The following is an 18455-nucleotide window of genomic DNA, read 5'->3' as shown; positions in this document are numbered from 1 at the left end:
AGGCGCAACAGTGCATCTCAACCTTGCCGCGCCAGGCGCCAGGCGCGCAGCAGGGTGGCGAAGGGACCGGGCGGTTGAAAGCCGCGGCCCGCGGCCAGGCGCGCCAGCCGGGCCCGGTCGAAGCCGCCGCGCAGGCGGCGGAACAGGCCCGGATGCGAGGACGCCGGCGGCAGCGCGGCCAGCAGTTCGCCGGCCCAGTCGCGCAGCAGGGGCTCGCCCTGCCCGGCTGAGACCTGGGCGGCGGTCAGGCCGTGGCGGGCCAGCAGGTTCATCGGCAGGCCGGCCTGGTCGTCGGCGGCCAGGCCTTCGGGCAGGCGATGCAGCAGCAGGTGCACGGCCACGGCGTCGGCATCGCGCGGGCCCGGCGTGCTGTCGAACACCTGCGCTTCGGCCTGGGCAATCGCCGCCGCGATGACGTCGAAACGCGCCAGCGCCGCCGCGGTGTCCCCCGGACGCGCAGGCTGCGCCGGCAGCGCCACCAGGGCACGCACCAGGGCCGGCCAGTCGGCGGGCGTACCGGCCAGCGGCGCGGTCACCGGATGCCGGCTGCGGCCCTCGGCCAGGCCCAGCAGTTCTTCGGCCCACCACTGGCTTTTGACTTCCGCCACGCGCGGGTCGCTGAGTTCGAAAGCGGCCTCGCGCAGTTCATGCAGCAGGCTGCCCCAGGCGCGGTAGCGCGGGCGCATCGGCGGCGGGCAGAACACTTCGGCCTGGGCCATTTCCGGCTCGCGCCGCTGCCACTTGGCCACGAAGTGTTCGATGGCCTCGCCGCGCGCCGCGCTCACGGCAGGTGCTCCAGCACCTCGCTGGCGTGGGCGGCGACGAAATCGGCCTGCCAGCGCAGCGGGTCGTCGCCGTCCTCGCGATAGCCCCACAGGGCCGCCACGCAGGGCATGCCGGCGGCTTTCGCGGCCTGCACGTCGCGCAGGTCGTCGCCGACGTAGAGGGCGTCCCCGGGCGACACGCCCAGCTGGCCGCAGGCGTGCAGCAGCGGCGCCGGGTCGGGCTTGCGCGTGGGCAGCGTGTCGCCGCCGACCAGCACGGCGCAGCGCTGGCGCCAGCCGAAACCTTCAAGCACGCCGCGGGCCAGGCCCTCGGGTTTGTTGGTGACGATGCCCCAGCGGATGCCGCGCGCATCCAGCGCCGCCAGCAGGGCGTCGACGCCGTCGAAGAGCGTGCTGTGCACGGCCAGGGCCTCGCCGTAGAAGCGCAGGAACACCGGCAGCAGCGGCTCGCGCTGCTCGTCGGACAGGTCGGGGAAGGACACCGCCAGCATGGCGCGACCGCCCTTGGACACGACCTGGCGCAGGCGTTCGTAGGCAACCGGCGGCCGGCCATGGTCGGCGAGCACCCGGTTGGCGGCCTGCGCCAGGTCCGGGGCGCTGTCCACCAGGGTGCCGTCGAGGTCGAACAGCACGACCGCCGGCCGATGGCTCATCCGGGCTTCACCGCACTGGCGAGGTAGTTCACCGCCGTCGGGCCACCCACCCAGGCCTTGCGGCGCAGCGGGTCGTAGGCCAGGCCCGAGACGTCCTGCAGCTGCAGGTCGGCCGCGCGCAGCCAGGCACCGAGCTCGGACGGTTTGATGAACTGCTTGTAGTCGTGGGTTCCCCGCGGCAGCAGCCGGGCCACGTATTCGGCGCCGACGATGGCCAGCGCGAACGCGGCCGGCGTGCGGTTGAGCGTGGACAGCAGCAGCACGCCGCCGGGCTTGAGCAGCCTGGCGCAGGCGCGCAGCACCGAGCCCGGGTCGGGCACGTGTTCGAGCATTTCCATGCAGGTGATGGCGTCGAAGCTGCCGGGCACTTCGTCGGCCAGCGATTCCACCGACTGCAGGCGGTAATCGACGTCCAGGCCGGATTCGAGCAGGTGCAGGCGGGCGACTTCGACCAGCTCGGGTGCCAGGTCGAGCGCGGTCACGCGCGCACCCTCGGCCGCCATGGCCTCGCTGAGCAGGCCACCGCCGCAGCCGACATCAAGCACGCGGGCGCCGGCCAGCGAAACGTGCCTGGCGACGTAGCCAAGGCGCGCCGGGTTGAGTTCGTGCAGCGGCCGCTGCGGGCCCTGCGGGTCCCACCAGCGGCGCGCCAGGGCGCCGAACTTGTCGAGCTCGGCCTGGCTGACGTTGGCGCCCGCGGCATTCATGCGCCGCCCCGCAGGCCGGCGATGCGATCGCGCCAGCGCCGGGCCTTGGCGCGAATGGCGTCGGTGTCCATGTCCAGCAGCTTGCCGCCGGCCAGGCGCGCCTTGCCGGCGATCCAGACGTCGGACACCTGCTGGCGGCCGGTGGCGTAGACGAGCTGGGAAACGACGTTGTGCAGCGGCTGGGTTTCCAGCGGCGACAGGTCGACGCAGGCCAGGTCGGCCAGCTTGCCCGGTTCGATCGAACCGATGTCCTCGCCCAGGCCCATGGCGCGGGCGCTGCCCAGCGTGGCGGCGCGCAGGGCGCTGGCCGCATCCAGCGCCGACGGGTCGCCCGACACGCCCTTGGCCAGCAGGGCCGCGGTGCGCATTTCGCCGAACATGTCCAGGTCGTTGTTGCTGGCGCAGCCGTCGGTGGCGATGCCGAGGTTGACGCCGGCCTTCTGCAGCTTGGCCACCGGGCAGAAACCCGAGGCCAGCTTGAGGTTCGATTCCGGGCAGTGCACGACCGAGACGCCGCGTTCGGCGCACAGGGCGATCTCGGCGTCGGTGACGTCGGTCATGTGCACGGCCATCAGGCGGTCGTTGACCAGGCCCAGGCGGTCGAGCCGGGCCAGCTGGCGCATGCCGTGGGCCTTGATGGCGTCGGTGTTTTCCTGCGCGGTTTCGTGGATGTGGCAGTGCACGACCAGGTCGAGCTGGTCGGCCAGCATGCGGATGCGTTCGAAGGCCGCGTCGTTGACCGTGTAGGGCGCGTGCGGCACGAAACACAGCGACACCAGCGGGTCGCGCCGCCAGTTGTCGTGCACTTCCAGGCCCTTGTCGAAATATTCGTCCTGGGTGCGGGCCCAGGCGGTCGGGAAATCGATGACCGGCAGGCCGACCAGGGCACGGAAGCCCAGGCGCGAATAGGTGCTGGCCTGCACGTCGGGGAAGAAGTAGTTCTCGGCGCAGGCGGTGGTGCCACCGCGCAGCATCTCGGCCACGGCCAGTTCGATGCCGTCGGCGACGAACTCCGGGCCGATCACCTGGCCTTCGACCGGCCAGATGTGTTCCTGCAGCCAGACCATCAGCGGCAGGTCGTCGGCGACGCCGCGCAGCAGGGTCATCGGGTTGTGGCAGTGGCTGTTGACCAGGCCGGGGATGAGCGCGGCCTCGGGCCGCGACACCACTTCGGCGGCGCTGAAGCGCGCCCGCGCCTGCTCGCGCGGCAGCACGGCCAGGATGCGGCCGTCGCTGACGGCAACGGCATGGTCTTCAAGCACCACGCCGGCAGGCTCGACCGGGACCACCCAGCCGGCTTCGATCAGCAGGTCGCAGGCCTGCGGCGCGGTGCTCGTGGTCATCCGGTCACTTGACCCGGGAGACGTATTCGCCGGAGCGCGTGTCCACCTTGATGACTTCGTCCTGGTTGACGAACAGCGGCACGCGCACCACGGCGCCGGTCTCGAGCTTGGCCGGCTTGCCGCCGCCGCCCGAGGTGTCGCCGCGCACGCCCGGGTCGGTCTCGATGATCTTGAGCTCGACGAAGTTCGGCGCCTGCACGGAGATCGGCGTGCCGTTCCACAGGGTGACCACGCAGTCTTCTTCGCCCTTGAGGTAGTTCCTGGTCTCGCCGATGCCGGCTTCGTCGCACTGCACCTGCTCGAAGGTGTCGGGGTCCATGAAGTGCCAGAACTCGCCGTCCGCATACAGGAAGCGCATGTCGGTATCGACGACGTCGGCGGCCTCGAGGCTGTCGGTGGCCTTCATGGTCAGCTCGACGGTGCGGCCGGACTTGATGAAGCGGTACTTGATGCGGGTGAAGGCCTGGCCCTTGCCCGGCTTGACGTACTCGGTGTCGGTGATCACGCACGGCTCGCCGTTGACGATGATCTTCATGCCGTTCTTGACGTCGTTCATGCCATAGCTGGCCATGCGTTGCTCCTGGAAGTCCCGGTTACAATGGGTGAAGCCGAATATGATACCCGTCCCCGCCCCTGCCCTGCAGCCTGTCCCGCCGGCCCCGCCCGCGCGGTGGCAGCAGCTCTGGCGCGATGCGATCCGCGATCCGGCGCAGCTGCTGGCCCTGCTGGACCTGCCGGAGCTGGCCGGACGCCTGTCCCCGGAGGCCATGGCCGGCTTCCCCCTGCGGGTGCCGCGCGGCTTCGTCGACCGCATGCGCCGCGGCGACCCGCACGACCCGCTGCTTCGCCAGGTCCTGCCCCTGGACGACGAAGACCGCCCCGCCCCCGGCTTTGGCCTGGACGCCGTCGGCGACCTGGCCGCCAGCGGCGGCACCGGGGTGATCCACAAATACCGCGGCCGGGTGCTGCTGGTCGCCACCGGCAGCTGCGCCATCCACTGCCGCTACTGTTTCCGCCGCCACTACCCCTATGCCGAACAGACCGCGGCCGCGGCCGGCTGGCGCGAAGCCCTGGACTACCTGGCCACCGACACCAGCGTCAGCGAGGTCCTGCTGTCGGGCGGCGACCCGCTATCGCTGTCGACGGCCAAGCTGGCCGAGTTCACCCGGGCCCTGGCCGGCCTGCCGCACGTGCGCCGGCTACGCCTGCACACGCGCCTGCCGGTGGTGCTGCCCGAGCGCGTGGACGAAGAACTGCTGGCCTGGCTGGCCGGCCTGCCCTGGCCGGTGGTGGTGGTCATCCATGCCAACCACGGCAACGAAGTCGACGCCTCCGTGGCCGCCGCGGTCTCGCGCCTGCGCGCAACCGGGGCGCAGGTGCTCAACCAGGCGGTGCTGCTGAGGGGCGTCAACGACTCCCTGCCGGCCCTGGCCGACCTGTCCGAACGCCTGTTCGCCGCCGGCGCACTGCCCTACTACCTGCACCAGCTCGACCGCGTGGCCGGCACCGCCCACTTCGAGGTGACGGACGACCAGGCCCGGTCCCTGCACGAAGCCCTGGCCGCCCAGCTCCCCGGTTACCTGGTGCCCCGACTGGTGCGCGAGGTGGCCGGGGCCCCCGCCAAGACCCCGCTGTAGCCGACCCGTCCCACGGCCCAGGATGTTGCCCCCGCCGGCATTCTGGTATTGTCTCAATCCCCCCGTGCAAGCCATTGATACGTAAAGGAGTGCCCCGGATGGCACAGCAGGATGCCGTGATCCGTTTGCTCCTGGTGGAAGACCGCCTGGACGACGCCGAACAAATCATCAGCCACCTGCGCAATGGCGGCATGGCGGTGCGTCCGCAGCGCCCTGAATCCGAGGACGAACTCGTCGAAATCCTCGGCAAGCAGAGCATCGACATCGTCATCGCGGCCTTCGAGGCCAGTTACCTGCCGCTGGCCACCGTGCTCGAGCGCGTCACGGCCACCGGCAAGGACATCCCGGTCATCGCTTCGGTGACCACGCTCGACGAAAAGGTGGCGCTGGCGGCGCTGGCCGCGGGCACCCGCGACGTCGCCATCCGCGGCCGCGCCGAACACATGCAGGCCGTGGTGCGCTCGGAGTTCTCCGCCCTGCACGCCCGCCGCGGCCTGCGCCACCTCGAGGCCGCGCTGCGCGAGACCGAACGCCGCTGCGACGCGCTCATCGCCTCCTCGCGCGACCCGGTCGCCTACGTGCACGAAGGCATGCACATCCGCGCCAACGACGCCTACCTGGAAATGTTCGGCTTCGAGGACTTCGAGGAAATCGAAGGCCTGACCGTGCTCGACCTGATCGCGCCGCAGCATGCCGACAACTTCCGCCAGGTCCTGAAGAAGATGAGCAAGGGCGAGGCGCCACCGCGCCAGCTCGAGCTGCAGGCCCAGCGCACCGACGGCAGCACGTTCGACGCCGTGATGGAATTCACCCCGGCCACCTACGAAGGCGAAAGCTGCCTGCAGATCGTCTTCCGCCAGCAGACGGTGGACGCGGACATGGTGGCCGAGCTCGATTCGCTGCGCCAGCGCGATGCGCTCACCGGCCTGTTCAACCGCCAGCACTTCATGACCGAACTCGAAAGCGCCGTGATGCGCGCCACCGAGGGCAAGGGCAAGCAGGCGCTGCTGCTGGTCGAACCCGACCATTACGAAAACCTGCTTTCCGAAGTGGGCCTGGCCACCGCCGACGACCTGATCAAGGGCGTGGCCGAACGCCTCAAGGGTGCGCTGGACGAAAACACCCTGGTGGCGCGCATGAGCGACCACGGGTTCGCCGTGCTGTGCCAGGACCACGACCACAACCAGAGCCAGGCCCAGGCCGACCGCATCCGCGAAGCCTTCAAGGACCACATCCTCGAGCTGGGCGAACGTTCGGTGAACCTCAGCGTCAGCGTTGGCGGCGTGCAGATCGGCGAACGCATCGCCTCGGTCACCCAGGTGATGGCCAAGTCCAGCCAGTGCCTGGCGTCCTGCGAAGGCATGGGCGGCAACCGCACCGAAATCTTCGACCCGGCCGCGCGCGACCGCGCCGAAGAAGAACGCATCCAGGCCTGGGTGCAGCGCATCCGCGAAGCCCTGGCCGGCGACCAGTTCGTGCTGCACTACCAGCCCATCATCAGCCTGACCGGCGCCGAGGAAGAAAACTACGACGTCTACCTGCGCATGAAGGGCCCGGCCGGCGAAGTCATCCCGCCGGTCACCTACCTGTCGATCGCCGAAGAGCACGGCCTGCTCGACGACATCGACCGCTGGGTGATCAGCCACGCCATCGGCGTCATCGCCGAGCGCGCCAAGGACGGGAAGGTCACCAACCTGTTCGTCAAGATCACCCCGGCCTCGCTGGTCGAAGGCGGCCTGGAGACCCACATCGCCGAACAGCTCAAGGCCCACGGCGTCGCCGGCGAACGCCTGGTGCTGCAGATCCCGGAATCGAAGGTGTTCACCCACCTCAAGTCGCTGCAGTCCTTCCAGAAGGCGGTGTCGAAGCTGGGCTGCCGGGTCGCGCTGGAACAGTTCGGCACCGGCCTGAACTCGTTCCAGATGCTCACCCACTTCGAACCGGCCATCCTGAAGATCGACCGCAGCTTCATCACCGAGCTGGGCAAGAACGCCGACGTGCAGAAGCAGGTGCGCGAGATCGTCGAAAAAGCCCACGAAGCCGGCAAGCTGGCCCTGGCCGAGTTCGTCTCCGACGCCGGCACGATGAGCGTGCTGTTCGGCATGGGCGTGGATTTCGTCGAGGGCAACTTCCTCGCCGCCCCCGGCCCGCAGATGAACTACGACTTCGGATAAGTGCGTTTTTGCCACGGATGAACACGGATAGACACGGATAGAGCAAGATCAAAATTCGCTCTATCCGCTCTTATCCGTGTCCATCCGTGTCCATCCGTGTCCATCCGTGTTCATCCGTGGCTAAAACCGCTTTAGATCGTCGCCGGCATGTTGCGCAGGGCCTGGATGCGTTCGGCCAGCGGCGGGTGGGTCATGAAGAGTTTGCGCAGGCCGTGGCCGACGGCGCCGGAGATGCCGAAGGCGCGGACTTCCTTGGGCAGCGTGCTTTCACCGTAGGTCTGCGACAGGCGTTCGAGCGCGGCGATCATCTTCTCGCGGCCGGCCAGGCGGGCACCGCCGGCGTCGGCGCGGAATTCGCGCCAGCGGCTGAACCACATCGCCACCACCGAGGCGAACATGCCAAAGATGATGTCCAGCACCAGCACCGTGATGAAGTAGAACGGGCCGGTGCCGCCATCGCGGTTGCCGCTGAGCGCCGCGTCGATGACCCGGCCGACGATGCGCGACAGGAAGATCACGAAGGTGTTCAGCACGCCCTGGATGAGCGCCATGGTGACCATGTCGCCGTTGGCGACGTGGCTGACTTCGTGGGCCAGCACCGCTTCGGCCTCGTCCCGGCTCATCGCCCGCAGCAGGCCGGTGGACACCGCCACCAGTGAATTGTTGCGGCTGGGGCCCGTGGCGAAGGCGTTGATCTCCGGCGCGTCGTAGATGCCGACTTCCGGCATCGCGATGCCGGCGGCCTCCGACTGGCGCTTCACGGTGGCCAGCAGCCAGGCTTCGCCTTCGTTGCGCGGCTGGGTGATCAGGTGCAGGCCGGTGGTGCGCTTGGCCATCCACTTGGAGATGGCCAGGGAAATGAAGGCGCCACCGAAGCCAAACGCCGCGGCGAACAGCAGCAGGACCCCGTTGTTGCCCAGGCTGATGCCGAAGACGTTCTGCAGCACGCTCATCACGATGCCCAGCAGGACCAGCACCGCCAGGTTGGTGGCAAGGAACAGGGCGACTCGCTTGAACATGGGGGCTTCTCTCGTAGGGGTGGCGGCCGGGCCGCCGTTCTGGGGTTAAATGTACGCAGTGACGGTTAAATTCAAGTGGTGATGCAAACCGAGCCTTCCTACCGCGGCCGCTTCGCGCCCTCGCCGACCGGACCCCTGCATTTTGGTTCGCTGGTGGCGGCCCTGGGCAGCTGGCTGTTCGCGCGACAGGCCCGGGGGCAGTGGCTGGTCCGCATCGAAGACCTCGACCCGCCGCGTGAAGTTCCGGGCGCGGCTGAACGGCAGCTCGAAACCCTGGCGGCCTTCGGCCTCGTGCCCGACCAGGCGCCCTGGTTCCAGTCCACCCGTGGCGGCGCCTATGCGCTGGCCCTAGACGCCCTGCTGGCCTCGGGGGATGCCTTCGAATGCCACTGCAGCCGCGGCGACCTCGAAGCCAGCGGCGGCGTGCATCGCCGCTGCGTCGGCCGGCCGCGACCCGGCCGCCTTCCGGCGATCCGCCTGCGTTTGCCCGACGGCGAACGGGCCTTCCATGACCGCATCCAGGGCGACGTCCGGCAGGACCTGGGCCGCGAGGTCGGCGACGTCGTGCTCCGGCGCGCCGACGGTTTCTGGGCCTACCAGCTGGCGGTGGTGGTGGATGACGCCGACCAGGGCATCAGCGACGTGGTGCGCGGCGCCGACCTGCTCGATTCCACGCCCAGGCAGGTTTACCTGCAGCAGCGGCTGGGGCTGCCGACGCCGGCCTACGCACACCTGCCGCTGGTGCGCGACGCCGACGGGCGCAAGCTGGGCAAGTCACTGGCGGCCTTGCCGGTGGACGGCCAGGACCCACTGCCCGCGCTGCACGCGGCCTGGCGGTTCCTGGGCCAGGATCCGGCGCAACTGCCCGCCCGCGGCACGCCAAAGCAGGTGCTTGCGGCCGCCGTCGCAGGCTTCGACGCGACCCGCATTCCTCGCCAGAACCACTGGTCGCCCGTGCAGGAAAAGTGAAGGCATGGCCTGCTGCTTGCATCCCACAGTCGCGTGGGGGATGCTCCGTGACCCGTCCGTCGTCGCGAACTTCCGGTGCCCTGCATGTCGCATGTCCGCATCATCAAGAAGTACCCGAACCGTCGCCTGTACGACACCGACATTTCCAGCTACATCACGCTCGAGGATGTCCGCCAGCTGATCGTGGACGGCGAGGCGTTCGTGGTGCGCGACGCACGCAGTGGCAACGACATCACCCGGCCCGTGCTGATGCAGATCATCGCCGAGCACGAAGAGCACGGGCAGCCGATCTTCACCACCGAACTGCTGACCCAGGTCATCCGCTTCCGCGGTGATTCCATGCAGGGGCACCTGGGCAGTTTCCTCGAGCGCAGCCTGCAGTTCTTCCTGGAACAGCAGCAGCAGATCCGCGGCCAGATCGGCAACCTCGTCGGCCAGGCACCCTGGGCCCTGCTCAACCAGCTTGCCGAGCGCAACCTGGACCTGTGGCGATCCTTCCAGCAGGGCCTGGGCAGCGGTGGCGTCACCCCGCCGACCCGCAAATCCCCGCGCACGCCGAAGTCGCGGGCGCGCTGAAGCTTTCCTAGAGGTCGCGCACCACCCGGAAGCCGACGCGGGCGTTGGTCGTGTCGGCCGGCGTTGATTGCCGGTAGGCCGAACGTGCGCGGTCGAGCGAACTGGCCCAGGACGCGCCGCGGATCACCCGGTCGCTGCAGCCCGGGTTGACCCAGGCACTGCCGTCGCGCGGCGCACGCCGGTAACTGTCGTGCCAGCAATCGAGCACCCACTCGCTGACGTTGCCGACCAGGTCGAAGGTGCCGAAGGCTTCGGCCGGGTAGGTGCGCACCGGCGCAGGGCCCCAATGGCCGTCGCTGTAGCCGGGAATGGCGTTGGCCCACTGCCGCTTGAGCCGCGACTGGTCGCCGTCGCCGGTGAGGTTGCCGACGACCCGCGTGGGCGCCCCGCTGCCCCAGGGCCAGGGTTCATCGCGGCCGGCACGCAGCGCATACTCGAATTCGGCCTCGCTGGGCAGGCGGTAGCGCTGGCCGGTCTGCGCCGACAGCCAGGCGGCGTAGGCCTGCGCGTCCTCGAACGAAACGTGCACCACGGGCAGGTCCGGCGTGGCCGGCGCGCCGGCGTAATCGCGCCGCCAGTCGACGCGGCCGTGTTCGCCCATCACGCCGCCCTTTTCATCGTAGACGGTCGAACGCCCGCGGCGCGTGGCCAGGGAACGGTGGCCGCTGGCTTCGACGAAGGCGCGGAACTCGGCCACGGTGGTTTCGTTGCGGGCGATGGCGAACCCACGTTCGAACGCCACCTCGTGGCGCGGGCCTTCGTTGTCCAGACGGCCCGGCTCGTCCTCGGGCGAACCCATCTTGAAGCTACCGTAGGCCAGCACCACCATTTCCGGCGCCTCGCCGCCAATCGCGAGCGGTTCGCGGAACACCTGGCCCGGCCGGAAATGGCCGTAATGGCGCGCCAGCTCGATGCGTTCGCGCAGGCCGTCCAGGCCCTGGGCCTGCAGGGAGACCTGTTCGGCTTCGGCCAGGCGGCGTGCGGCGAGCTCGAGATCGAGCGCATCCACGGCCGAATGCCCCTGGGCCAGCAGCGCTTCGGTGCGCGCCTGCCGCAGTTCGACGATGCGCGCGATCATGTCCTGCAGGGCCGCCGATTCGGGAATGATGCGGCCGGCCTCGGCCTGCAGGCGTTCGGACGCCAGGTAATCGCCCTTCTGCGCCGCGGCCAGCGCACGGTCCAGGTGCCGCGCCTGCAGACGGGCCAGGCCGTCGCTGGCGGGCAGGTAGTCGGGGTAGTTGCGCAGCGCATCGCGATAGGCCGCCACCGCGCCCTCGCCTTCGGGTTTGAAGATGCGGTTGGCCACGGCGCGGGCCTCGGCCAGGCGGACCGCTTCCTGGGCGCGGCGCGCGGCCGCCAGCGCTTCGCGGTAGGCGGCCAGGTCCGGATGCTGGGGCTGGGCCCGCGAGGACACGCGCTCCACCTGCTCGGCGTCGGCAAAACGACCTTCGGACAGGGCGATGCGGCCGCGCTGCATCAGTTCGGCCAGGATGCGCTCGACCCCGGCGAGTGCAGCGGCGTTGTCGCCTTCGGTGGCCAGGACGCCCAGCAGCAGTTCAAGGGCCCCCGGCCCGGGCGCGGCCGGCTCGTCGGCTTCGGGGTCGTCTGAGGGAACCGCCCCGGTCGCGGCCGGAGTGTCGACGAACAGTCGTCCGGCTTCCTCGGCGTCTTCGGCGGCGGCCAGGGCCTTGCGGATGCCCGCGGCCGGCACCGGCGTGATGTCGGGTGCCCAGGCCGGCACGGGAGCTTCCTCCGTGCGCGGGGCCAGGACGACTTCGCGTTCGAGATCCTCGGGGTCCACGGTGACCGGCGCCGCCGGGCTGTCCGCGGCCACGCCGTCGGGTTCCGACGAGCCGCCACAGGCCACCGCCAGCAGGGCGGCCAGCAGCCCGACCGGCAGGATTTTCGCATGCTTGCTCATCGTGGTCGGGCGCGGGCGCCCCGGGGCCTCGGTTCGGTCTGGCGAGCCGAAGTTAGGCTAAGGTGCCGGCTCCTGGCAACCGAATGGACCCCCGTGACTTCCTGGATCGACCGCCCCGACGACCTGTCCGACCGCCTTTCGCGCTGGACTGGCCAGCCCCTGGTGGCGCTGGACACCGAATTCATCCGCGAACGCACCTACTACCCGCAGCTGGCCCTGGTGCAGTTGGCCGTCCCGGGGGAAATCCTTCTGGTGGACCCGCTGGTCGCGGGCATGGACGCGGCGCTTCGCCCCCTGCTGGAGGACCCGGCCATCACCAAGGTCATGCACAGCGCCAGCGAGGACCTGCAGGCGCTCCAGCGCGGCTGCGCCGCCCTGCCCGCGCCGCTGTTCGACACCCAGGTGGCGGCGGCGATGTGCGGCCTGGGCGCGGGCCTGGGCTACCAGAAGTTGGTGGAACAGGTCACCGGCGTGCAGCTGGCCAAGGGCGAAACGCGCTCGGACTGGCTGCGTCGGCCGCTGAGCGATTCGCAGAAGGAATACGCCGCCGACGACGTGCGCCACGTGCACGCCCTGCACGAATACCTCGACCGCGAACTGGCCGCGCGCGGCCGGCATGCCTGGCTGCGCCAGGACGCCGAGCGCGCGCTGCACAACGCCGCCGATGATTCCGACGACCCCTTCCCGCACCTGGCGCTGCGCAGCGCCCAGACCCTGGACGCCGAAGGCCAGGCGCGGCTGGCCCGGCTGCTGCGCTGGCGCGAGGTGCAGGCGCGGCGCAGCGACAAGCCCAAGTCCTGGGTGCTCGACAACGAGCTGGCCGTGGCGCTGTCGCGGCGACCGCCGCGCAGCCTGTCGGAGTTCCACGCCACCCTCGACCGCCACCCCAAGGCCCCGCGCAAGGCGCGCGGCGAACTCTGGGACGTGCTGTCGGCACCATTGGCCGAGGGCGAACGGGATATTCCGCTCGCCCAGGGCGACAGCCTGGACAAGGCCCGCATCAAGGCCATGCAGCAGGCGGTGGCGGCCGTGGCCGCCGAACACGAGATACCCGAAGGGCTGCTGTGCGCACGCAAGCACCTCGAGGCCCTGCTGGCCGGCCGCGGCTGGCCGGCGGCGCTGGAAGGTTGGCGCCGGGGCTTGCTGGAACCCGCCCTGGGGCCGCTGCTGGCCGACGGCTAGCCTTCGCCGCGACATGCCCCTATAATTTCCGGACCTTCCGTGGGGGGGTAGCTCAGCTGGGAGAGCGCATCGTTCGCATCGATGAGGTCGTGGGTTCGATCCCCATCCTCTCCACCACGATTCCTGAAAGGGCCGGACCCGGTGTCCGGCCCTTTCTTTTTGCCCGCCCGTTGGCCCCGGCCCGGTCGCCCGTGAGACAATCTCGGGGTTAAGCCGCTGGCCCGCCCCCGGCGGGCCGCAAGGCCCCGTAGCTCAGCTGGATAGAGCATCCCCCTCCTAAGGGGAAGGTCACACGTTCGAATCGTGTCGGGGTCGCCATTCCCAAGGCCGCACCGCGGCCCCAGTACCTGGAGCAAACAATGACCCACGCAGTCCTCACTTCCCTTGGCCTCACCGGCCAGGAATCCGGCACCTACCTCGGCCACGGCGAGTGGTCGCAGACCCGCGATGCCGGCGTCATCGAACCCGTGAACCCGGGCAATGGCGAAGTGCTGGGCAAGGTCTATGCGTCGTCGCAGGCCGACTACGACAAGATCCTCGAGCGCGCCCAGGCGGCGTTCAAGGTCTGGCGCAGCACCCCGGCCCCGCGCCGCGGCGAAGCCATCCGCCTGTGCGCCGACGCGCTGCGCACCCACAATGACGCGCTGGGTTCGCTGGTCGCGCTGGAAATGGGCAAGTCCAAGCCCGAGGGCGACGGCGAGGTCCAGGAGATGATCGACATCGGCGAATTCGCCGTTGGCCTGTCGCGCCAGCTCTACGGCCTGACCATGCACTCCGAGCGCCCGGGCCACCGCATGTACGAGCAGTACCACCCGCTGGGCATCGTCGGCATCATCTCGGCCTTCAACTTCCCGGTCGCGGTGTGGGCCTGGAACGCCTTCGTGGCCGGCGTCTGCGGCGACATCTGCATCTGGAAGCCCTCGCCCAAGACCCCGCTGTCGGCGATCGCCTCGATGAAGATCTGCAACGAAGCACTGCGCAAGGGCGGCTTCCCGGACATCTTCTTCCTGTTCAACGACGGCGGCACCGACCTGGCCCAGGCCTTCGTCGACGACAAGCGCGTCGCCCTGGTCAGCTTCACCGGTTCGACCAAGGTCGGCCGCCACGTCGGCGAGCGCGTCGCCCGCCGCATGGGCCGCAGCCTGCTCGAGCTGGGCGGCAACAACGCCATGATCGTCGACGCCACCGCCGACCTGAAGCTGGCGATCCCGGCCATCGTCTTCGGCGCCGTCGGCACCGCCGGCCAGCGCTGCACCTCCACCCGTCGCGCCTTCATCCACGAATCGATCTTCGACGACGTGCTGGCCAAGCTGGTCGCCGGCTACAAGCAGGTCGAAAAGAAGATCGGCGACCCGACCGACCCGGCCAACCTGATGGGCCCGCTCAACAGCAAGGACGGCGTGCAGGCCTACCTCGACGCCGTCGCCAAGGCCAAGGCCGCCGGCGGCAAGGTCGAGACCGGCGGTGCCGCCATCGACCGCCCGGGCAACTTCGTGCTGCCGACCATCATCACCGGCCTCAAGAACAGCCACGAAATCGTCCAGCACGAGACCTTCGCGCCGATCCTCTACGTCATGCCCTACTCCGACCTGGACGAAGCCATCGCCATGCAGAACGACGTGCCGCAGGGCCTGTCGTCGGCGATCTTCACCCAAAACCTCAAGGCGGCCGAGCAGTTCCTGGCGGCCTGGGGTTCGGACTGCGGCATCGCCAACGTCAACATCGGCACTTCCGGCGCCGAGATCGGCGGTGCCTTCGGCGGCGAGAAGGAAACCGGCGGTGGCCGTGAATCCGGCTCCGACGCGTGGAAGGTCTACATGCGCCGCCAGACCAACACCATCAACTACTCCGACGCGCTGCCGCTGGCACAGGGCATCAAGTTCGACATCTGAGGTTTACGCCCATGAACATGGCTCCCCGGCAGACCAGCGCCCTTGCGATCACCAGCCTCGTCAGCGGTTTGCTGGGCTGGACCTTCCTGCCCCTGGTGGGGAGCCTGGTCGCCATCGTCACGGGCCACATGGCCCGTGCCGAAATCCAGCGCAGCAACGGCCAGATCGATGGCGATGGCCTCGCCATCGCCGGGCTGGTGCTGGGCTGGCTGGTGATCGCCATCTCGGTGCTCACCCTCCTGGTCTTTGTTGTTTTCCTGGGCGGGCTGGCGGCACTGTTCGCCCTGCTGGGCATCAGCGGCCAGCTCTGACAGGCAGGCACCATGTATTCGCTGGCAAGACCCTTCCTGTTCCACCTTGACGCGGAACAGGCCCACGGCGTGGGCCTGCGCGCCATCGAGGCCGCCTACCGCACGGGCATGAGCCCGCTGCTGGCCGGCCGGCCCAAGCCGCTGCCGACCAAGGCCTTCGGGCTGGTGTTCCCCAACCCCGTCGGCTGCGCCGCCGGCCTGGACAAGGACGGCGCCCACGTCGACGCCCTGCTCGCCCTGGGCTTTGGTTTCGTCGAGGTCGGCACCACCACGCCCCGGCCGCAGGAAGGCAACCCGCGGCCGCGCATGTTCCGCCTGCCCGAACACAATGCCGTCATCAACCGCCTGGGCTTCAACAACCTGGGGGTGGACGCGCTGGTGAAGAACGTCTCGCGGGCGCGCCGCCGGCACGGCCTGCTGGGCATCAACATCGGCAAGAACAAGGACACCCACAACGAAGACGCCGCGGACGACTACCTGTACTGCCTGGAACGGGTGTATCCGCTGGCCGACTACATCACCATCAACATCTCCTCGCCCAATACCGCCGGCCTGCGCGAGCTGCAGGAAGAACAGCAGCTGCGCCGCCTGGTCGGCGAACTGCGCGATGCCCAGGAAAAACTCGGTGCCCAGCACGGCAAGCGCGTCCCGATGCTCGTGAAGGTGGCGCCCGACCTGTCCGACGACGACGTCGACGCCTGCGCGCGCGTGCTCAGCGACATGAAGGTGGACGGCGTCATCGCCACCAACACCACGCTCGACCGCCTGCCCATCGAAGGCCACAGGCTGGCCAAGGAAGCCGGCGGCCTGTCGGGCGCGCCGCTGTACGGCAAGTCCACCGCGGTGCTGCGCCGGCTGCGTGGCCGCCTGGACGAAACCATCCCGATCATCGGGGTGGGCGGCATCCTCAGCGGCGCCGACGCCGCCGGCAAGATCACCGCGGGCGCGCTGATGGTGCAGTTCTACACCGGCCTGGTCTATCGCGGCCCCGAGCTGATTGCCGAGTGCGTGCAGTCGATCCGGCGCCGCCGCGAGGGCGTTGCGTGACGGGTTACCAGCTGGCCGACAATGTTTCCCTGGCCGGCCGCAATACCTTCCGGGTCGCCGCCCGCGCGGCGATGATGGCCGATGTCTCGCGCGCCGATGCGCTGGGCGAACTGTTCGAGTTCGCCATGCTGCGCGAGGGCCCCGTGCTTGTGCTCGGGGAAGGCAGCAACCTGCTGTTCGTCGGCGATTTCCCCGGCGTGGCCATCTGCCTGACCATGGCCGGTGCAAGCATTGTCCGCGACGACGGCGACAGTGCCGTGGTGCGCGCCGAAGCCGGCATGAACTGGAACGACCTGGTTGCCTGGACCCTGGCCCGCGGCCTGTGCGGCCTGGAGAACATGGCCCTGATCCCGGGCACGGTGGGCGCCGCGCCGATCCAGAACATCGGCGCCTATGGCGCCGAGGTCGGCGAGTTCGTCGAAGCGGTCGAGGCCTTCCAGCGCGACACCGGCCAGGTCAAGCGCCTGCCTGCCGCCGACTGCGGCTTCGCCTACCGCGACAGCCTGTTCAAGCGCGAACCCGAGCGCTGGGTGGTCACCGCGCTCGAACTGCGCTTGCCGCGCCAGCGCGCGCTGCGGCTCGATTACGCAGGCGTGCGCGAGGAGCTGGCAGCCATGGGCATCGACACCCCGCGCGCCGTGCACGTGGCCGAGGCCATCAGCCGCATCCGCACCCGCAAGCTGCCCAACCCGGCCCTGCTGGGCAACGCCGGCAGCTTCTTCAAGAACCCGGTAGTGGACGCCGGGACGGCCGCGGCCCTGAAGGCCGACCACCCCGCCCTGCCCGTCTTCGCCGGCCCCGACGGTGGCCACAAGCTTTCCGCCGCCTGGCTGATCGAAGCCTGTGGCTGGAAGGGCAAGCGCGAAGGCGATGCCGGCGTCGCCGAACAGCACGCCCTGGTGCTGGTCAACCACGGCAATGCGACCGGCCAGCAGCTGCTCGAACTGGCCCGCCGTATCGCCGGGTCGGTGCGCGAACGTTTCGGCGTCAGCCTGGAGCCGGAACCGCGCATCATCGGCGCCCGCTTCGACCCGGCTTGAACGCCCCCGCCGCCCCGGCTTCGCAGGTAGGCCGCGCCGTCGGGCTGATGGCGCTGTCGACGGTGCTGTTCGGCTTCATGGCGGTCTGCATCCGCCTGGCGTCCGAACAGCTGCACCCGTTCGAGATCGCGTTCTTCCGAAACTTCTTCGGCTTCGTCATCCTGCTGCCGATCCTGTTCCGGCACGGCCCGTCGCTGCTGCGCACCGACAAGCTTGGCTTTTACATCGGCCGCTGCAGCATCGGCATGGTGTCCATGCTGGCCGGCTTCTGGGCGATCGTGAACCTGCCGCTGGCCCAGGCCATCGCCCTGTCGTATTCGACGCCGCTGTTCGTCACCATCGCCGCGGTGCTGGTGCTGGGGGAAGTGGTCCGGGCGCGCCGCTGGACGGCGGTGATCGTCGGTTTCCTCGGGGTGATGCTGATCGTGCAGCCCTTCGGCCAGTCCTTCACCGCCGCCAGCCTGGTGGCGGTGCTGGCGGCCGTGGCCAGCGCCAGCGCCGCGATCAGCATCAAGTTCCTCTCGCGCACCGAACACCCCGACGCCATCGTGATCTGGACGACGATGCTGTGGATCCCGATGTCGCTGGTGCCGGCGCTGATGGTCTGGGAAACGCCGGTGGGCATCACCTGGCTGTGGATCGTGCTGGCCGGTTCGCTGGGCAGCATCGCGCACATGTTCTGGACCCGCGCCCTGCGCCTGGGCGATGCCTCGATGCTGACGCCGATCAGCTTCCTGCAGATCATCGTGGTCGGCGCGTTCGGCTGGTGGCTGTTCGGCGAAACCCTGGACCGCTGGACCGTGGCCGGCGCCGCGATCATCTTCGGCTCGAACGTCTACATCGCCCGCCGCGAGGCCAAGCTGGCCCGGCAGGCGGTGACCGACCCGGAAATCAACCCGGAAACGCCGGCGCCGCGCTAGGCGGCACCAGCTCGGATCCTCAGTTGTTCGGAAAAAAATCGTACTCGACGCTGGGGAAGCTGCTGGTGGATCCACCCCCTCCGGTCGGCGGCGGCGGCGGGGGCGGCGGGGGCGGGGGCGGCGAAGTGCTCAGGGTGCCGGCACCCGCGCCGATGGCCTGGCCGGTCATCTGCGCCCAGGCCAGTTCCTGCGGCGAGGGCTCCGCGGCGGACGCGGGGGACGCGGCGGCGATCAGGGCCAGTGCGTAGGCGGGGATCAATGCGATGGGCGTGCGCATCG

At 69.8% G+C, this 18455-nt stretch carries 18 protein-coding genes and 2 tRNA genes; 12 read left to right on the top strand and 8 right to left on the bottom strand.

Annotated features, from left to right (window positions below; genetic code table 11):
* Positions 1 to 17: 17 nt before the first annotated feature.
* Genes IEX13_RS04510 through efp form a run of 5 tightly spaced genes read right to left on the bottom strand, consistent with a single transcriptional unit; the run spans position 18 to position 4059 of the window.
* The gene (locus IEX13_RS04510) at positions 18 to 785 is read right to left on the bottom strand and encodes an isoprenoid biosynthesis enzyme family protein (RefSeq protein ID WP_188661717.1); all 768 of its coding nucleotides are present in this window, start codon (positions 783 to 785) and stop codon (positions 18 to 20) included.
* Positions 782 to 1438: a phosphoglycolate phosphatase gene (gene gph / locus IEX13_RS04505; RefSeq protein ID WP_188661715.1), complete on the bottom strand. Its 657-nt coding sequence runs from the start codon at positions 1436 to 1438 to the stop codon at positions 782 to 784. Before gph ends, IEX13_RS04510 begins: the two co-directional genes overlap by 4 nt.
* A complete protein-coding gene (gene ubiG, locus IEX13_RS04500; protein ID WP_188661713.1) occupies positions 1435 to 2145 on the bottom strand; it encodes a bifunctional 2-polyprenyl-6-hydroxyphenol methylase/3-demethylubiquinol 3-O-methyltransferase UbiG in 711 nt (236 codons plus the stop codon). The genes gph and ubiG overlap by 4 nt, the downstream gene beginning before the upstream one ends.
* Entirely contained in the window at positions 2142 to 3488 is a 1347-nt protein-coding gene (locus IEX13_RS04495; protein ID WP_188661711.1) for a TRZ/ATZ family hydrolase, read from the bottom strand. Before IEX13_RS04495 ends, ubiG begins: the two co-directional genes overlap by 4 nt.
* Positions 3489 to 3492: 4 nt before the next feature.
* Positions 3493 to 4059: an elongation factor P gene (gene efp, locus IEX13_RS04490; RefSeq protein WP_188661709.1), complete on the bottom strand. Its 567-nt coding sequence runs from the start codon at positions 4057 to 4059 to the stop codon at positions 3493 to 3495.
* Positions 4060 to 4102: 43 nt separating this feature from the next.
* Between efp and epmB the strand changes: the two genes are divergently transcribed.
* Positions 4103 to 5125 (top strand): EF-P beta-lysylation protein EpmB, encoded by a 1023-nt coding sequence (gene epmB, locus IEX13_RS04485; RefSeq protein WP_188661708.1) that lies wholly within the window; start codon positions 4103 to 4105, stop codon positions 5123 to 5125.
* Between the two features lie 98 nt (positions 5126 to 5223).
* A complete protein-coding gene (locus IEX13_RS04480) occupies positions 5224 to 7299 on the top strand; it encodes a GGDEF/EAL domain-containing response regulator (protein WP_188661706.1) in 2076 nt (691 codons plus the stop codon).
* Between the two features lie 131 nt (positions 7300 to 7430).
* On the opposite strand, the gene htpX is transcribed toward IEX13_RS04480, so the two are convergent.
* On the bottom strand, positions 7431 to 8318 hold the full coding sequence (gene htpX / locus IEX13_RS04475; protein ID WP_188661704.1) for a protease HtpX: 888 nt from the start codon (positions 8316 to 8318) through the stop codon (positions 7431 to 7433).
* A gap of 81 nt (positions 8319 to 8399) precedes the next feature.
* Between htpX and gluQRS the strand changes: the two genes are divergently transcribed.
* Together gluQRS and phaR are read left to right on the top strand one after the other, a co-directional pair.
* Entirely contained in the window at positions 8400 to 9287 is an 888-nt protein-coding gene (gene gluQRS / locus IEX13_RS04470) for a tRNA glutamyl-Q(34) synthetase GluQRS (RefSeq protein ID WP_188661703.1), read from the top strand.
* Between the two features lie 84 nt (positions 9288 to 9371).
* Positions 9372 to 9863 carry a polyhydroxyalkanoate synthesis repressor PhaR gene (gene phaR / locus IEX13_RS04465; RefSeq protein WP_188661702.1) on the top strand — a complete coding sequence of 164 codons (492 nt, stop codon included), beginning with the start codon at positions 9372 to 9374 and terminating at the stop codon, positions 9861 to 9863.
* A 7-nt stretch (positions 9864 to 9870) separates the two neighbouring features.
* Here phaR and IEX13_RS04460 read toward each other — a convergent pair whose 3' ends face one another.
* Positions 9871 to 11784, bottom strand: a complete 1914-nt coding sequence (locus tag IEX13_RS04460; RefSeq protein ID WP_188661701.1) for a formylglycine-generating enzyme family protein — start codon at positions 11782 to 11784, stop codon at positions 9871 to 9873.
* A 93-nt stretch (positions 11785 to 11877) separates the two neighbouring features.
* Here IEX13_RS04460 and rnd point away from each other — a divergent pair, with 93 nt between their 5' ends.
* The 8 genes from rnd to IEX13_RS04420 all read left to right on the top strand — a co-directional run bounded on the left by rnd (position 11878) and on the right by IEX13_RS04420 (position 18176).
* The gene (gene rnd, locus IEX13_RS04455) at positions 11878 to 12966 is read left to right on the top strand and encodes a ribonuclease D (RefSeq protein WP_188661700.1); all 1089 of its coding nucleotides are present in this window, start codon (positions 11878 to 11880) and stop codon (positions 12964 to 12966) included.
* Between the two features lie 41 nt (positions 12967 to 13007).
* Positions 13008 to 13083 (top strand) — tRNA-Ala (locus tag IEX13_RS04450).
* A 124-nt stretch (positions 13084 to 13207) separates the two neighbouring features.
* Positions 13208 to 13284, top strand: a tRNA-Arg gene (locus IEX13_RS04445).
* A gap of 41 nt (positions 13285 to 13325) precedes the next feature.
* Positions 13326 to 14858, top strand: a complete 1533-nt coding sequence (amaB, locus tag IEX13_RS04440; protein WP_188661699.1) for an L-piperidine-6-carboxylate dehydrogenase — start codon at positions 13326 to 13328, stop codon at positions 14856 to 14858.
* Positions 14859 to 14869: 11 nt separating this feature from the next.
* Positions 14870 to 15169: a DUF4190 domain-containing protein gene (locus IEX13_RS04435; protein WP_188661698.1), complete on the top strand. Its 300-nt coding sequence runs from the start codon at positions 14870 to 14872 to the stop codon at positions 15167 to 15169.
* A 12-nt stretch (positions 15170 to 15181) separates the two neighbouring features.
* Entirely contained in the window at positions 15182 to 16216 is a 1035-nt protein-coding gene (locus IEX13_RS04430) for a quinone-dependent dihydroorotate dehydrogenase (protein WP_188661696.1), read from the top strand.
* Entirely contained in the window at positions 16213 to 17256 is a 1044-nt protein-coding gene (gene murB, locus IEX13_RS04425; protein WP_188661694.1) for a UDP-N-acetylmuramate dehydrogenase, read from the top strand. Before IEX13_RS04430 ends, murB begins: the two co-directional genes overlap by 4 nt.
* Complete coding sequence (locus IEX13_RS04420) at positions 17253 to 18176, top strand: DMT family transporter (protein WP_229668445.1); 924 nt, start codon at positions 17253 to 17255, stop codon at positions 18174 to 18176. The genes murB and IEX13_RS04420 overlap by 4 nt, the downstream gene beginning before the upstream one ends.
* A 19-nt stretch (positions 18177 to 18195) precedes the next feature.
* Here IEX13_RS04420 and IEX13_RS04415 read toward each other — a convergent pair whose 3' ends face one another.
* Positions 18196 to 18453, bottom strand: coding sequence for a hypothetical protein (locus IEX13_RS04415; RefSeq protein ID WP_188661692.1), 258 nt, complete (start codon positions 18451 to 18453; stop codon positions 18196 to 18198).
* Positions 18454 to 18455 lie beyond the last annotated feature (2 nt).

Origin of the sequence: Arenimonas soli, assembly GCF_014643775.1 — a bacterium.
Taxonomy (GTDB): domain Bacteria; phylum Pseudomonadota; class Gammaproteobacteria; order Xanthomonadales; family Xanthomonadaceae; genus Arenimonas; species Arenimonas soli.
The sequence above is the reverse complement of the archived record's forward strand: the minus strand, read 5'-3'. Positions and strand labels throughout refer to the sequence as shown.

Coding starts and splice junctions, on each gene's coding strand:
- gph (WP_188661715.1), bottom strand. CDS start 1,438: ATGAGCCATCGGCCGGCGGTCGTGCTGTTCGACCTCGACGGCACCCTG.
- ubiG (WP_188661713.1), bottom strand. CDS start 2,145: ATGAATGCCGCGGGCGCCAACGTCAGCCAGGCCGAGCTCGACAAGTTC.
- IEX13_RS04495 (WP_188661711.1), bottom strand. CDS start 3,488: ATGACCACGAGCACCGCGCCGCAGGCCTGCGACCTGCTGATCGAAGCC.
- efp (WP_188661709.1), bottom strand. CDS start 4,059: ATGGCCAGCTATGGCATGAACGACGTCAAGAACGGCATGAAGATCATC.
- epmB (WP_188661708.1), top strand. CDS start 4,103: ATGATACCCGTCCCCGCCCCTGCCCTGCAGCCTGTCCCGCCGGCCCCG.
- IEX13_RS04480 (WP_188661706.1), top strand. CDS start 5,224: ATGGCACAGCAGGATGCCGTGATCCGTTTGCTCCTGGTGGAAGACCGC.
- htpX (WP_188661704.1), bottom strand. CDS start 8,318: ATGTTCAAGCGAGTCGCCCTGTTCCTTGCCACCAACCTGGCGGTGCTG.
- gluQRS (WP_188661703.1), top strand. CDS start 8,400: ATGCAAACCGAGCCTTCCTACCGCGGCCGCTTCGCGCCCTCGCCGACC.
- phaR (WP_188661702.1), top strand. CDS start 9,372: ATGTCGCATGTCCGCATCATCAAGAAGTACCCGAACCGTCGCCTGTAC.
- IEX13_RS04460 (WP_188661701.1), bottom strand. CDS start 11,784: ATGAGCAAGCATGCGAAAATCCTGCCGGTCGGGCTGCTGGCCGCCCTG.
- amaB (WP_188661699.1), top strand. CDS start 13,326: ATGACCCACGCAGTCCTCACTTCCCTTGGCCTCACCGGCCAGGAATCC.
- IEX13_RS04435 (WP_188661698.1), top strand. CDS start 14,870: ATGAACATGGCTCCCCGGCAGACCAGCGCCCTTGCGATCACCAGCCTC.
- IEX13_RS04430 (WP_188661696.1), top strand. CDS start 15,182: ATGTATTCGCTGGCAAGACCCTTCCTGTTCCACCTTGACGCGGAACAG.
- IEX13_RS04415 (WP_188661692.1), bottom strand. CDS start 18,453: ATGCGCACGCCCATCGCATTGATCCCCGCCTACGCACTGGCCCTGATC.